At 60.2% G+C, this 13,017-nt stretch carries 12 protein-coding genes and 1 pseudogene; 10 read left to right on the top strand and 3 right to left on the bottom strand.

Annotated features, from left to right (window positions below; translation table 11 throughout):
• Positions 1 to 73 precede the first annotated feature (73 nt).
• The 10 genes and pseudogenes from CKW17_RS01620 to CKW17_RS01575 all read left to right on the top strand — a co-directional run bounded on the left by CKW17_RS01620 (position 74) and on the right by CKW17_RS01575 (position 9,073).
• Positions 74 to 428 (top strand): annotated as a pseudogene (locus CKW17_RS01620) (DUF6124 family protein).
• Positions 429 to 656: 228 nt separating this feature from the next.
• Positions 657 to 1,325, top strand: coding sequence for a bifunctional 2-polyprenyl-6-hydroxyphenol methylase/3-demethylubiquinol 3-O-methyltransferase UbiG (locus CKW17_RS01615; protein WP_095118410.1), 669 nt, complete (start codon positions 657 to 659; stop codon positions 1,323 to 1,325).
• Positions 1,326 to 1,742: 417 nt separating this feature from the next.
• A complete protein-coding gene (locus CKW17_RS01610; RefSeq protein ID WP_095118409.1) occupies positions 1,743 to 2,267 on the top strand; it encodes a sigma-70 family RNA polymerase sigma factor in 525 nt (174 codons plus the stop codon).
• Positions 2,268 to 2,271: 4 nt separating this feature from the next.
• Positions 2,272 to 3,237: a FecR domain-containing protein gene (locus CKW17_RS01605; RefSeq protein WP_095118408.1), complete on the top strand. Its 966-nt coding sequence runs from the start codon at positions 2,272 to 2,274 to the stop codon at positions 3,235 to 3,237.
• Between the two features lie 88 nt (positions 3,238 to 3,325).
• Complete coding sequence (locus CKW17_RS01600; protein WP_095118407.1) at positions 3,326 to 5,746, top strand: TonB-dependent receptor; 2,421 nt, start codon at positions 3,326 to 3,328, stop codon at positions 5,744 to 5,746.
• Between the two features lie 93 nt (positions 5,747 to 5,839).
• Positions 5,840 to 6,343 carry a VOC family protein gene (locus CKW17_RS01595; protein ID WP_095118406.1) on the top strand — a complete coding sequence of 168 codons (504 nt, stop codon included), beginning with the start codon at positions 5,840 to 5,842 and terminating at the stop codon, positions 6,341 to 6,343.
• 35 nt (positions 6,344 to 6,378) lie between these two features.
• Complete coding sequence (locus CKW17_RS01590) at positions 6,379 to 7,212, top strand: AraC family transcriptional regulator (RefSeq protein WP_095118405.1); 834 nt, start codon at positions 6,379 to 6,381, stop codon at positions 7,210 to 7,212.
• Between the two features lie 182 nt (positions 7,213 to 7,394).
• A complete protein-coding gene (locus CKW17_RS01585; RefSeq protein WP_077572353.1) occupies positions 7,395 to 7,697 on the top strand; it encodes a helix-turn-helix transcriptional regulator in 303 nt (100 codons plus the stop codon).
• A gap of 61 nt (positions 7,698 to 7,758) precedes the next feature.
• On the top strand, positions 7,759 to 8,742 hold the full coding sequence (locus tag CKW17_RS01580; RefSeq protein ID WP_095118404.1) for a zinc-dependent alcohol dehydrogenase family protein: 984 nt from the start codon (positions 7,759 to 7,761) through the stop codon (positions 8,740 to 8,742).
• A gap of 22 nt (positions 8,743 to 8,764) precedes the next feature.
• Positions 8,765 to 9,073 (top strand): antibiotic biosynthesis monooxygenase, encoded by a 309-nt coding sequence (locus tag CKW17_RS01575; protein ID WP_095118403.1) that lies wholly within the window; start codon positions 8,765 to 8,767, stop codon positions 9,071 to 9,073.
• 121 nt (positions 9,074 to 9,194) lie between these two features.
• On the opposite strand, the gene CKW17_RS01570 is transcribed toward CKW17_RS01575, so the two are convergent.
• From CKW17_RS01570 to CKW17_RS01560, 3 genes are all read right to left on the bottom strand, one after another.
• Entirely contained in the window at positions 9,195 to 9,782 is a 588-nt protein-coding gene (locus tag CKW17_RS01570; RefSeq protein WP_095118402.1) for a LysE family translocator, read from the bottom strand.
• 197 nt (positions 9,783 to 9,979) lie between these two features.
• Positions 9,980 to 12,217, bottom strand: a complete 2,238-nt coding sequence (locus CKW17_RS01565; protein WP_095118401.1) for an ATP-binding protein — start codon at positions 12,215 to 12,217, stop codon at positions 9,980 to 9,982.
• Complete coding sequence (locus CKW17_RS01560) at positions 12,214 to 12,828, bottom strand: biliverdin-producing heme oxygenase (RefSeq protein ID WP_095118400.1); 615 nt, start codon at positions 12,826 to 12,828, stop codon at positions 12,214 to 12,216. The genes CKW17_RS01565 and CKW17_RS01560 overlap by 4 nt, the downstream gene beginning before the upstream one ends.
• Positions 12,829 to 13,017: the final 189 nt, after the last annotated feature.

The following is a 13,017-nucleotide window of genomic DNA, read 5'->3' as shown; positions in this document are numbered from 1 at the left end:
CCGCGTATGGCCACCACCCACTCGTTTGGTAGCGAGAGTGATGGCTCCTTAAACTGCGATAGGAGTTTCATCCATGTTCAAAATCACGCCCAACCCACCGATCCCTCACGACCCCGCGCTTGACCCGCAAAAGGTCAAAGAGGCAACCGACCGCGCCCTCGACTACTACCTGCGACCCGAAGCACTGGGCGCTTTACCAAGCTCGCCCCCTTTTCGCCCGGTCTATCTGGTCGACCCCCACGCTGGATGAAGAAACCCTGTTGGTCGAAGCTTGCGAATCACTTTCATACGCCCACTCCATGGCCGGTAACATCGCCAACTCAATAGGCGGCCCGGAGCGCAAACCGCTGCTGGCGCTGCAACAGGTGATCATGCTGAACGAGCTGTTGGTCAACCGGCTGCTGGACAAGCTGCGCGTACCGCAGTAGTCAGCAGACCGAATGAGTGAGGGGTTCCCTGCCCCTCACTTTCGCTTCGCCCCTCCGTCGCTTGATGAGCAAAACCCATCAAGCCATCGTGCTGATCCGCACAGTCACCTTCTCTACTATCCAAATCGCCGTGAACATACGTCACTGTTTAGGGTTGCGATTGGTGCGCGTAAGGCTCGCCTGGCGATCAACGTCCATACTGTGGTTTTCGATACAGTGGACACCGTCATGCCCTCCCCCGAGTCCAGCCTTTTGCAGAGCTGGCACGACAACGCTGATGCCTGGATCGAAGTGATCCGCAGCGGCGGCATCGAAAGCCGCCAGCAGGTTACCGATCAGGCGATTCTGCTGGCGATCATGAGCCGGCAGCCGCAGCGTGTGCTCGACCTCGGCTGCGGTGAAGGCTGGCTGTTGCGGGCGCTGGCGGATCGCGGGATTGATGCGGTGGGTGTGGATGGCGATGCGCGGCTTATTGAAGCGGCGCGTCTGGCGGGGACGGCGCAGGTGCATGTCGCTTCTTATGAAATCCTGGTCGATGGCAAGATCGACATCGGTCGCGACTATGACCTGATCTGCGCCAATTTTTCATTGCTGCATCAGGACATCATCCCGTTGCTTGCGGCGATGAATACGCTGCTTGTTCCCGGCGGGGTTTTAGTCATTCAGACACTGCATCCGTGGGCTGTGGCGGCTGGGGATTATCAGGATGGCTGGCGCGAAGAAACCTTCGCGGGATTCAAGGGCCAGTGGCAGCCGATGCCCTGGTATTTCCGCACACTGTCGAGTTGGCTTAATGCGCTGGACATGGCCGGGTTCCAACTGGCCAGCCTGCAAGAGCCACAACACCCGCAAAGCCGAGTACCACAGTCATTGCTGATGATGGCTGAGCGCCGCTGAGCTCCCAGAATTTCCACCATCCATTGTAGGAGTGAGCCTGCTCGCGATAGCGGTATGTCAGGCAATACAGATTCAGACTGTGCCAACGCCTTCGCGAGCAGGCTCGCTCCCACAGGTTTTTGCGTTGACTGCAGATTCTGGAAACCCTGCTGCCATTGTGGGAGCGAGCCTGCTCGCGAAAGCGGTGTGTCAGGCAACATAAACTCCGACTGTGCCAACGTCTTCGCGAGCAGGCTCGCTCTCACAGGAATCAAGCGAGGCGGCGGATCACTGGTCATTACGACTACGCCAAGCCAGAAACCAAAAACCCTTCACCTAAAAGCAAACCAATATCATTTGCGCGCTCCCCGTCCTTTTGCTTTAATCGCGACCCATTCTTATTTAGACCGGTAACGGTCGCCCTGGACGCTTGCGCTGATGACCGTCGCCGATGCCTCGCTCGTGCAAAATCTCTACCTCAGCCACCATCGCTGGCTGCATGAGCTATTGCGTCGACGCCTGAGCAATACGATGGATGCCGCCGACCTCGCCCACGACACCTTCGTGCGCGTGCTCAAGCGCCCGCAAGCCTTCAATGGCGAAGTCCATGAGCGCTCCCATCTGGCGACCATCGCCCGGGGGTTGTGCGTCGATCACTGGCGCCGTCGGCAACTCGAGCAGACCTGGCTCGACACCCTCGCCAGCCGCCCGCCAGCCTTGCAGCCCTCCCCCGAGCAACAGGCGATCATCGTCGAAACCCTGCACGAAGTGGACGCCATGCTTCAGCGCCTGCCGCAACGGGTCAGCGAGGCGTTCATCCTCGCGCAACTGCACGGCATGCCTTACAAGCTGATTGCCGAACAGATCGGCGTCAGCGAGCGGATGATCAAGAAGTATCTGGCTCAGGCAATGATGCATTGCGCGATCCTCGAAGCTGAGCTCGATGGCCTGTTGATTGAGTAAGCCCATGAACACACTCAGCCATGCCAGCCTTGAGCAGGCGGCGAACTGGTACGTGCGATTACACGACGAACAGGTCGCCGAGCCTGAGCGTCTGCGTTGGCAGGCGTGGCTGGCGCAAAGTCCGGAGCATCAGGCCGCATGGAGTTATGTCGAACGGGTCGGCCAGCGTTTCGCGCCATTGCAGAACGAAAGCGAAGCCGTCAGCCACACCCTGCGCAACAGTGCGCGCAGCTCGATCAGCCGCCGTCAGTCGCTAAAAGGCTTGCTGATTCTCGCGGCCACCGGGCTGACGGGCTGGGCGGTCGGGCGCAACACGCCGCTGCTGGACTCGGTCGAACGCTTGAGCGCCGATCTCTCTACCGACACAGGGGAAACCCGCGAAGCCACGCTAAGCGACGGCAGTCGAATCTGGCTCAACGCCTTGAGCGCGTTGAACGTGCGCTTCGATGCGCGTCAGCGCTTGCTGCAATTGCGCTCTGGTGAAGTGCTGATCGACACCGCGAAAGACCTCGGCCGAACCTTTTGGGTCGAGACCGAACAGGGCCGGATGCGCGCACTGGGTACGCGTTTCAGCGTGCGTCAGAATGATCGCAACACGCTGCTGAATGTCTACGAGGGCGCCGTTGAGGCCACTAACCACCAAGGCGATAGCCAAGTGGTGCAGGCCGGTCAGCAACTGGTATTCAGCGCAGGCCGGTTGAACACCGCGACCTCAGCGGATCCAGCGCGCGAAGCCTGGCGCCGGGGCGTGCTGCTGGCTGATAACCTGCCGCTCGGCGAGCTGATCGAAGAACTTAGCCAATATCGGCCGGGGCATCTGCATTGCGATCCGGCCGTGGCCGCGCTGCCGGTGATGGGTTCATTTCCACTCAAGGACACCGATCAAGCCTTGCGCCTACTGGAGGCGGCGTTGCCGATCCACATCGATAAAACCTTCAACTGGTGGGTCAGCGTCGGGCCGAAAGTCTGAAGATTTTTTCTTCTCTCGGTTCCCTTTTCGCAAGTTCATCCGGTTAACCTCAATAGCCCTCACGTCGTTGATCGCCCCCGGGAACTCCATGTTGCGCTCCACCCTCGCCCGCTATCGTTTTGCTCTGGCCATGGCACCCGCCGTGCCGGGGTTGTGCGTGTCGATGGCGCTGGCAGATGTGCAGAAGCAGCATTACGCAGTGGCTCCCGGCTCCTTGGTCACCGCACTCAACCGCTTCGCCGAACAGAGCGGTGTGTTTATCGCCGGGCACAATGATCTGGCGGCAGACAAACACAGCGCCGGTCTAAGCGGCGATTACACCCCACAACAGGCCTTGCAAATCCTCCTCAAGGGCAGCGGCCTGCAAGCGCAGCGCCTGAGCGGCGGCGGTTATGTCCTGCGTGACACCGCTTCTGCAGATCCATTGCAACTGGACGCCACCACCATCAGCGCCAAAACCCTCGGCGCCATCACCGAAGACACTCACGCCTACACCACCGGCCTCAGCGCCTCCGCCACCGGCCGGCCGCTGTCCCTGCGCGACACCCCGCAATCGGTCACGGTGATCACCCGCCAGCAACTCGACGATCAGGGCGCCAACGGCATCGCCGACGTGCTGCGCCGCGCGCCGGGCATCAGCGTGCAGAACTACGACAGCGAGCGCTGGGAGTTTTCCAGCCGTGGCGCACCGATCAGCAATTTCCAGTACGACGGCGTCAACACCGACTACGACGGCGTCTACGACTACGGCACCACCAGCACCGACATGGCGACCTTCGACCGCGTCGAAATCATCAAGGGTGCCACGGGCCTGACGACCGGCTCGGGCGACCCGTCGGCCACGGTCAACCTGATCCGCAAACGCCCGACGCCCTTGTTCAAAGCCTCACTCAGCGCCAGCGTCGGTTCGTGGGACAACTACCGCAGCGAATTCGACATCGCAGGGCCGCTGAACGACAACCTGCGCGCACGCTTCGTCGGCGTCCATCAGGAACGCAGCGCTTACGCCGATCACTACCAGAACAGCAAGGACATCGCCTACGCCATCGTCGAAGCCGATCTAAACCCGGACACTCTGTTGACCGTTGGTTTCGATCAACAGAACACCCGCTCACGCGGTGCCACCTGGACCGGTTTTCCGATGTTCTACAGCGACGGTTCGCGGACGAATTTCTCGCGCTCGTTCAACCCGGCCACAGACTGGAGTCGCCGCGACTTTATCAACCAGACCTTGTTTGCCGCCGTCACCCGGCAACTGCAGAACGACTGGGCGCTGAAAATCAGCTACGACCGCAAACACCGCGAGCACGACACCCTGCTCGGCTCGGCCAGCGGCGGCAATCCGGACCCGCTGAGCGGCGACGGCATGTTCCTCTACATGGGCAAATTCAAGGGCGACGAGGTGCAAGACAATGTCGATCTCAACCTCGGCGGACCGTTCAGCCTGTTCGGTCGCGAGCATCAGGTGCTCGTCGGTTTCATGTCGATGAGCACGCGCCAGGACAACCCGGTCTACGGCTCAGTCTATCCGCCGTTGAGCAGCAGCATTTTCGACTGGCATGGCGAGTTCGCCAAACCGGATATCCCGCAGATCGGCACGGACGCCATCCGCCAAGGCCAGACCGGCGCATACCTCTCGACGCGCTTCAGGGTCAGCGACGATCTGGCACTGATCCTCGGCGCACGCGTCAGTGATTTCAGCGCCAGCGACCATCTCGATTACAGCGACCCGAATACGGCCAATGTCCGCGACGGCTATCGCCAGACCGGGGTGGTCACACCGTATGCCGGTGTGGTCTACGACCTCGATGACACGTACTCGCTCTACACCAGTTACACGCGCATCTATCAACCGCAATTGAGCAAAGACGCCACGGGCCAGATACTCGACCCGGTGCAGGGCGATAGCTACGAAGCGGGGATAAAAGCCGAATACTTCGACGGCCGGCTCAACGCCAGTTTTGCCGTGTTCCGCATCGAGCAGGACAACATCGCCGAACAGGTCAGCGGCTTCGACAATCAGGCGGTGTACCGGGCCGTGCAAGGCGCGACGACCAAAGGCTTCGAGTTCGAACTGGCCGGAGAAATCGCCGACGGCTGGAATCTCTCCGCCGGCTACGCCTATAACCACACCCGCGATGCCAAGGGTGATCCGGTGTACGCCTCGATCCTGCAAACCACCGCGCCAGAGCAATTGGTGCGGATATTCAGCAGTTATCGCCTGCCCGGCGTCTGGCAAAACATGACTCTGGGTGGCGGTGTCAGCTGGCAGAGCGAATTTTTCGGCGAAGTGTTCCAGCCCGGCACCGAGCAGAACGTGCGCATCACGCAGGACAGTTACTTCCTGGTCGACGCGATGGCGCGCTATCGCTTCAACGAACACCTGAGCACTTCGCTCAACGTCAAGAACCTGTTCGATAAGACCTATTACACCGGTCTAGGCAACTTCGGCACCGGTTTCTACGGCGAACCGCGCAACCTGCAACTGACGGCGCGCTGGGATTTCTGACCCCGGTAACTTGTCGATCTACGGCACCGGCAATCGACCAGGGACTGACTACGCTGTTAATCCAGCGTGTCTAACCTGCCGAGGATGACTGCCATGCAACGCTTTCAGAAACTCACGCCCTGCCTGTGGTTCGACGATCAGGCCGAAGCCGCTGCGAAGTTCTATTGCTCGATCTTCGATCACTCGAAAATCACCGGCCTGACCCACTACAGCAAGGTCGGCCAGGAATTTCACGGCAAGCCGGAAGGTGCGGTGATGACCGTCAGTTTCGAACTCGATGGCCAGACCTTCACCGGCCTCAACGGTGGGCCGCTGTTCAAGTTCAGCGAGGCGATCTCGTTTCAGGTCAATTGCCAGAATCAGGAAGAAGTCGACCACTTCTGGGGCAATCTGTCCGAGGGTGGCCCTGTCGAAGCCCAGCAATGTGGCTGGCTCAAGGACAAATTTGGCGTGTCATGGCAGATCGTTCCGGTGGCGTTCATGCACATGATGCTGGATGCCGACACCAGCAAATCGCAGCGAGCGATGCAGGCCATGTTCACGATGAAAAAACTCGACATTGCCGAACTCGAACGGGCCTTTGCCGGCCAGAGCTAATACACTGGCGCCCTGGCCTGCCGGGAATAACAACGATGAAACACGCTGCCGCCAAGAACCCTGAACAAGCCCCGCGTTTCTGGCGTGACGCGGCGCTGCCGTTCATTGAAGCGCGGGCGATCGCCGATGGCCGCGAGGTCTGCTACGCCCGGCATTCCCACGCGCATTTTTCCATTGGCGCGATCACCGCCGGGCGCAGCACGTATGTGCATGAACAGGCGCAGTTCGATATCGCGGCGGGCACGGTGGTGCTGATGAATCCGGGCGATGTGCATGCGTGCAATCCGATTGATGACCAGCCTTGGTCGTACTTGATGCTCTACGTCGAGACACCGTGGCTGACGGATTTGCAGCATCAGTTGGGGTTCAGTGCCGAACTCGAGTTTCGGCGGTTTTCCGACACGCATCTGCAGGACGCAGGATTGTTTCGCGACCTGATCGCGCTTTACGACGTACTGGTCGACGAGCAACAGGATGTCTTGCGCAAGCAAAGCGCGGCAGTGGAATTCTTCAGTGACCTGCAACTGCACCTCAACCCTGCCGGCCCCTCGCTGCGCGAACCGAATTTCAAACTGGAACGTGCTGCGGATTTCATCCGCGAACACTGCACCGAGCTGCTGAACCTCGACGACATCTGCACGGCGGCACAACTGTCGCCGTCGTACCTGATCCGCGCCTTCAAACAGCATTACGGCATGACGCCCCACGCGTTTCTGGTCAACCAGCGCATCCAGTTTGCCCGCGAGCGTTTGCGCAGTGGCCAGTTGATTGCCGATGTGGCGCTTGAGGCAGGGTTTGCCGATCAAGCGCATTTTCAGCGAGCATTCAAGCAGCATCTGGCGGCCACGCCCGGCCAATATCGCGGCTGACACTTCATCTGAAACTCGACACTGCCCCCTGTGGGAGCGAGCCTGCTCGCGAAAGCGGTGTATCAGTCACGGGGATATTGACTGTGCCAGCGCTTTCGCGAGCAGGCTCGCTCCCACAGGGTCAGACTCTGGCCAACACATTCAGATATTGACATATCGGTAAATTCCGATATCGTCGCGGCATGGAACTACTCGAAATCTTCAAAGCCCTCTCGAACCGCACACGCCTGGAAATCCTCAAAGGCCTGAAGGATCCCGAGAAACACTTTCCTCCGCAGGATGAGGGTGACGTGCATACGGTGGGTGTTTGCGTCAGCAGTATTCAGGAAGGCGTCGGGCTGTCGCAGTCGACGGTGTCCGATTACCTGGCGACGCTGCAACGCGCCGGCCTGGTGGAAGTCAGGCGCATCGGCCAGTGGACTTACTACAAACGCAACGAAGCAGCGATCAGTGCGCTGGCCGAGATCATCGGCAGCGAGCTGTAATTTTTTACCCCATGATATCGAGAATTCCCGATATCCCTTTTTACCGAAACGAGGCAATGCAATGAAAGCGATGATCCTTACTTCATTTGGCGGCGCGCAATCGTTCGAACTGCGCGACGTACCCAAGCCAGTGCCACAAGCGGGCGAAGTCCTGGTACGGGTGCACGCCACCTCCATCAACCCGCTGGATTATCAGGTTCGCCGTGGCGACTATGCCGATCTGGTGCCCCTCCCCGCCATTACCGGCCACGACGTTTCTGGCGTTGTCGAAGCCGTCGGGCCGGGGGTGACGGCGTTCGTGCCGGGTGACGAAGTCTGGTACACCCCGCAAATATTTGCCGGCCCGGGCAGTTATGCCGAGTACCACGTTGCGGCCGAAAACATTGTCGGCAAGAAGCCTGCCGCGCTCAGCCACCTTGAAGCGGCAAGCCTGAGCCTGGTTGGCGGCACGGCGTGGGAAGCGCTGGTCGTGCGGGCGGCGCTCAGAGTCGGCGAGAGCATTCTGATCCACGGCGGCGCGGGTGGCGTCGGTCATGTCGCAATCCAGCTGGCCAAAGCCATCGGCGCGAAGGTCTTCACCACCGTGCGTGAAGGCAATTTCGAGTTCGCACGGCGCATGGGTGCCGATGTGCTGATCGACTACGAAAAGGAAGATTACGTCGAGGCGATCCTGCGCGAAACCGAGGGCCGCGGCGTCGATGTCGTCTTCGACACCATCGGCGGCAATACGCTGACACGCAGCCCGGACGCCCTCGCACAGCTTGGCCGCGTGGTATCGATTGTCGACCTTGCCCAGCCACAGAACCTGATTCAGGCCTGGGGCAAGAACGCCAGTTATCACTTCGTGTTCACCCGGCAAAACCGCGGCAAGCTCGATGAGTTGAGCGCATTGATCGCGAACGGTCAATTCCGCCCGCACGTCGGCGCTGTCTATTCGCTGGCCGACATCGGGCTCGCCCATGCCTTGCTGGAAACGCCCAACAACGGCGTTCAAGGGAAGATCGCGATTGCTGTCGCGCCATCGTCCGAACTCGCCAATCGCTGAAATCAGTCCCGAGGAGAACATCATGATTTATGAGATTGCTTTACTGCCCGTTCACACAGGGAAAACCGAAGCCTTCCGGCAGGCGTTTGCTGAGGTCGAGCCGTTGCTCAAACGCGCCAAGGGTTACGGCGGGCACTTGCTTGCGCAGGGAATTGAAACGCCTGAGGTGTTCAATTTGATTGTGCGCTGGCAATCCCTTGAGGATCACACGCCGGGGTTTGAAGCGAGTGAGGACCACCGGCTGTTCATGCTGGGGCTGGAGGAATATTTTTCAGAGGAGCCGAAGGTCTGGCACATGGAAGGTGGCGCGTTTCAGCAGCCGTTCAACTAATCAATCTCTCGGCTACCCGTGATCCATTGTAGGAGTGAGCCTGCTCGCGATAGCGGTCTATCAGTCGACATTTATATTGACTGATAGATCGCTATCGCGAGCAGGCTCACTCCTACAGGGTTCACGGTAGCAGCAGGTATATCGCGCTGACGGTCAACAACCCCGCCATGCTCCGATTGAACCAGCGCATCCCCGCCGCATTACTCAAATACCCACGCAAAAACGTCCCGGCATACACCCAGCAGCCCACCGACAGGTAACAGATCACCAGATACACCGCCGCAAACTGCCACACCAGCTGCGCCTCGCCATCGGCGACAAACGCGCCCATACCCGCGACGCAGGCCAGCCAGGCTTTCGGGTTAAGCCACTGCATCACCGCGCCGTACAGCATCGACGGCGCCCGCCCTGATTCACGGGCATTCAATTGCCCGTCATCCACGGCCAGTTTCCACGCCATGAACAGCAGAAACGCCACGCCGGCCAGTTGCACCACGCGGGTCATGAATGGCCAGAGCTTGAGCACCTCGTGCAGACCCAACCCCATCAGCACCAGCAGCAACACAAACCCTAACGTGGCCCCGGCGACATGCCGCTGACTGGCGCGAAAACCGAACTGCGCCCCGGAACTCAACGCCACAATGTTCACCGGCCCCGGCGTGATCGACGCTGCCAGCGCAAACGCCGCCATGGAAACAATCAGACTCATCGCACACCTGCTTCAAATCGAGGAACAAGGTGCTCACGGTATCGAGCGCCCGATCCTGGGTATTGAAGAAAATGCCCCTTACGACACAAATCCCCTGTGGGAGCGAGCCTGCTCGCGAAAGCGGTGGATCATTCAATGTTGCATTGACAGAACAACCCCATTCGCGAGCAGGCTCGCTCCCACATGAAAATCGACGTTCAGTCCAAACGCGGCACGGTGAAGCGGAACTCGCTGCCCTGCCCCGGTTCGCTCTCGGCGAAGATCCGCCCGCCGTGGGCTTCGACGATGCCTTGGGTGATGTACAAACCGAGACCAGTGCCGGTCGGGTTGCCCTCTTTCACCGTCCAGTAACGGTCGAACACGTGCGGCAGATGCTCCTTGGGAATGCCTTCGCCGCTGTCGCGTACGGTGAAGACGATGTCATTGCCAACAGACGTGGCATGCACGCCCACCGTACCCAGTCGCGGGGTGAACTTGATGGCATTGCCAACCAGATTCGACAGCACCTGAAACAGCCGCTCCGGGTCGGCATGAATGCGCAAATCAGGATCGGCGTCGAAGGAAATGCTGATGTCCTTGTCCAGCGCCAGCGGTGCGAGCAGCGCCTGCGCCTCCTCGAACATCTGGCCGACGTCGAGTTTCTGCGGGGTGATGGAGTAGCGCCCGGCGTCGATTTTCGAGGTGTCGAGCAAGTCCTCCAGCAGCGTGTTCATGCGGCCGGCAGCCTGTTGCATGGTGTCGATGGCCGTGGAGATCCGCCGCGAAGTGTGCGGACCGTCGGAGCTGAAGGCCTTCTGCATCATGCCGCAGAGCATTGAAATCACGGTCATCGGGTTACGAAGATCGTGGGATACCACCGCCACCAATTCATCGCGGGCGCGCACCGCTTCCTGCTCACGACGCACTTGCCGCGCCAGATCATTTTCCAGTGCCGAACGCCGTAGATCGTTGGCGGCGAACAGATCACCGTGGCTCCACTTGGTGGAGATCCCGGCCATCTCGACTTTCCAGATTTCAAACGAGGTGCGCGGGCGCAAACGCAGGCCGGCGTCGGAGTTTTCCAGGTCCAGCGGCTTGCGCGGATCGCCGCTCCAGTTGATGTTTTCCTTGACCTCGGGGCGGAACCAGAACACGCCGTTGTCCACCGGTTTCGGCAGGCTCATGGCGAGCACGCCACTGGCCACCTGCTGGAACTGCGCCGCCGGCGGGTAAACGCTGGCCAGGTGATGACTGGCAAACACCGCCTCGCCGCTGTCCTGCAACCACTTGTGCAAGGCGCGGATTTCTTCCGGCTCCGGGCAGTTGCCGTAACGGTGCAGTTGTTTGTCTTCGATGATTGCAATGCCACCGGCATTGGTCAGCGCCATCAGGGTTTGCGGTTGGTTGGCGAGGCCGTCGAAGACATTCTGCGGCGAGTCGATCATCGCTTGATTGAGCAGCGCCAACGCCTCGACTTTCTCTTCACGCTGGCGGCTGATCTCCAGCGCTTCCATGGCGCTGATCTGCAGCGACAGCACCTGGCCGATGGTCTGGCACGCCGCGCGCAATTCGTGCGGCACGTGCAGTGGTTGACGATTGCCGCAGCTGATCAGGCCCCAAAGCTTGTCACCCTTGAGCAGGGAAATGCTCATCGACGACAACACGCCCATGTTCTTCATGTACTGACAATGGATCGGCGACACGCTGCGCAGCGTGGCAAAACTCAGGTCCAGCGGCGTGTCAGTGTCCGGGCGCAGCTTTGGCAGCAGCGGCACCGGTTGGTAGTCGGCATTGGGGATGATCCGCAGCCAATTGGTGCGATACAGCTCGCGCGCCTGCTCGGGAATGTCCGACGCCGGGAAGAACAGGCCATTGAACACTTCCATCGACGGGTCGGAGGCTTCGGCGATGACCTGACCGTGGCCCTCCTCCTCGAAACGATAGATCAGCACCCGGTCGTAACCGGTCATGGCCTGGATTTCCTTGACGCTGATGTCGTACAGCGCCTGCAACGTGGTTGCCGCTTGCAGACGCTGGAGCATGCGCCCCAGATGGGTCTGGTTGCCGGCGACGTTGCGTGGCTGGAAGTTTTCGACGTGGATTTCCAGCTCCAGAATCAGCACGCCCTGATGCCGATGCAGCAGGCCCTCGAACGCGGTGCCGTTGAGCTTGAAGCGCAGCGGCTGCAAGTCTGACAGCGACGGTTGCAGCAAGGCTTCGCGCACTTGTACCGCTTCGGCGTCGCCGATCAGGCTTTCCAGCGGCTCGCCGATCAGGCTCTGCGGCTCCCGGGCCAGCAGGGGGTCGACGTTGGCGCTGACCTGAATGATCGTCAGCTCAGGTTCGCTCAGTGTCAGCAGCAAGCCGTGGGGCTGGATCGCACCGGGGAAACGAATCGGCTCGTCGGCACAGTTGGCCAGCAGTTCTTCAAAGGCTTCTTTGTCTTGCGGGTTCATGCCAGTACCTCCCGGCTTTCGAGCCAGCGCTCGAAACAGCTGAATGTGGTTTGTGCGGCGGTGACGACAGCGCCGCGCTCGGCGGCGCTCATTGGTCGACTGCCGAGGTATTCGACGAAGTCACGCCAGCGCCGACCCGTGGCGGCGCCGTAGATATCGAGAAAGGCCGCGCCGTTATTGGCTTCCAGGCCTAATCGTGAAGAGATTTCGCGGCGCAGAATCTGCCCGCCGAGCGTCGCGCCTTCGAGGACGTAGAGCACGCCAAGGCAGGCAGCGCTTGAGTCGATGAGCGGCAACTGCTCGCACTGCGGCAGGCTTTGCAGCGCTGCGGCAGATACGCCCAGGGCTAGCAGGTCGGCGCGCAGGGTTGGCGTTTTGAGACGAGGCGTCAGTTCAAAATCGGCAGGAATTGCATCGCTGCGTAGCAAGGCGTTTTCCAGCGGCAGATAGAAGCCGTAATAAGCCTGCATCAGCCGCACAAAAGCCTGCGTATCGAGAGCATCGGAGAAAAAAGGAAGGCGTTTTTCCAGTGCGATGTGCAGTTCGGCAGTGCCGGCTCGCAGATCTTGCAGCACCGGTGGCACATAAACTTCACGGGCCTTTGCTTGCATGTAGATCGCTCTTGGTGGGGCCGCCTGGGGCCAAACGGGGTGGGTGCAACGTCGGCGAAATTTTACACGGCTATCGCCGTTTCTGACCGGATGGATAGTTTTTTCTGACGAAACCATCTCCCTATGACTGATACAGAGTGAAGGCATCTGCAAAAAGTTCGACCGCGATGCCCAACAGCGCCGGGCGCT

Origin of the sequence: Pseudomonas sp. Irchel s3f10, from assembly GCF_900187515.1 — a bacterium.
Classification (GTDB): Bacteria; Pseudomonadota; Gammaproteobacteria; order Pseudomonadales; family Pseudomonadaceae; genus Aquipseudomonas; species Aquipseudomonas tensinigenes.
Note: the sequence above shows the minus strand (reverse complement) of the source record. Positions and strands in the feature narration are given on the sequence as shown.

What these genes read in the sequence shown, in the direction of transcription:
- CKW17_RS01565 (WP_095118401.1), bottom strand. Translation starts at nt 12,217, where the DNA reads ATGAACCCGCAAGACAAAGAAGCCTTTGAAGAACTGCTGGCCAACTGT.
- CKW17_RS01600 (WP_095118407.1), top strand. Translation starts at nt 3,326, where the DNA reads ATGTTGCGCTCCACCCTCGCCCGCTATCGTTTTGCTCTGGCCATGGCA.
- CKW17_RS01560 (WP_095118400.1), bottom strand. Translation starts at nt 12,828, where the DNA reads ATGCAAGCAAAGGCCCGTGAAGTTTATGTGCCACCGGTGCTGCAAGAT.
- CKW17_RS01610 (WP_095118409.1), top strand. Translation starts at nt 1,743, where the DNA reads ATGACCGTCGCCGATGCCTCGCTCGTGCAAAATCTCTACCTCAGCCAC.
- CKW17_RS01595 (WP_095118406.1), top strand. Translation starts at nt 5,840, where the DNA reads ATGCAACGCTTTCAGAAACTCACGCCCTGCCTGTGGTTCGACGATCAG.
- CKW17_RS01580 (WP_095118404.1), top strand. Translation starts at nt 7,759, where the DNA reads ATGAAAGCGATGATCCTTACTTCATTTGGCGGCGCGCAATCGTTCGAA.
- CKW17_RS01590 (WP_095118405.1), top strand. Translation starts at nt 6,379, where the DNA reads ATGAAACACGCTGCCGCCAAGAACCCTGAACAAGCCCCGCGTTTCTGG.
- CKW17_RS01615 (WP_095118410.1), top strand. Translation starts at nt 657, where the DNA reads ATGCCCTCCCCCGAGTCCAGCCTTTTGCAGAGCTGGCACGACAACGCT.
- CKW17_RS01585 (WP_077572353.1), top strand. Translation starts at nt 7,395, where the DNA reads ATGGAACTACTCGAAATCTTCAAAGCCCTCTCGAACCGCACACGCCTG.
- CKW17_RS01570 (WP_095118402.1), bottom strand. Translation starts at nt 9,782, where the DNA reads ATGAGTCTGATTGTTTCCATGGCGGCGTTTGCGCTGGCAGCGTCGATC.
- CKW17_RS01605 (WP_095118408.1), top strand. Translation starts at nt 2,272, where the DNA reads ATGAACACACTCAGCCATGCCAGCCTTGAGCAGGCGGCGAACTGGTAC.
- CKW17_RS01575 (WP_095118403.1), top strand. Translation starts at nt 8,765, where the DNA reads ATGATTTATGAGATTGCTTTACTGCCCGTTCACACAGGGAAAACCGAA.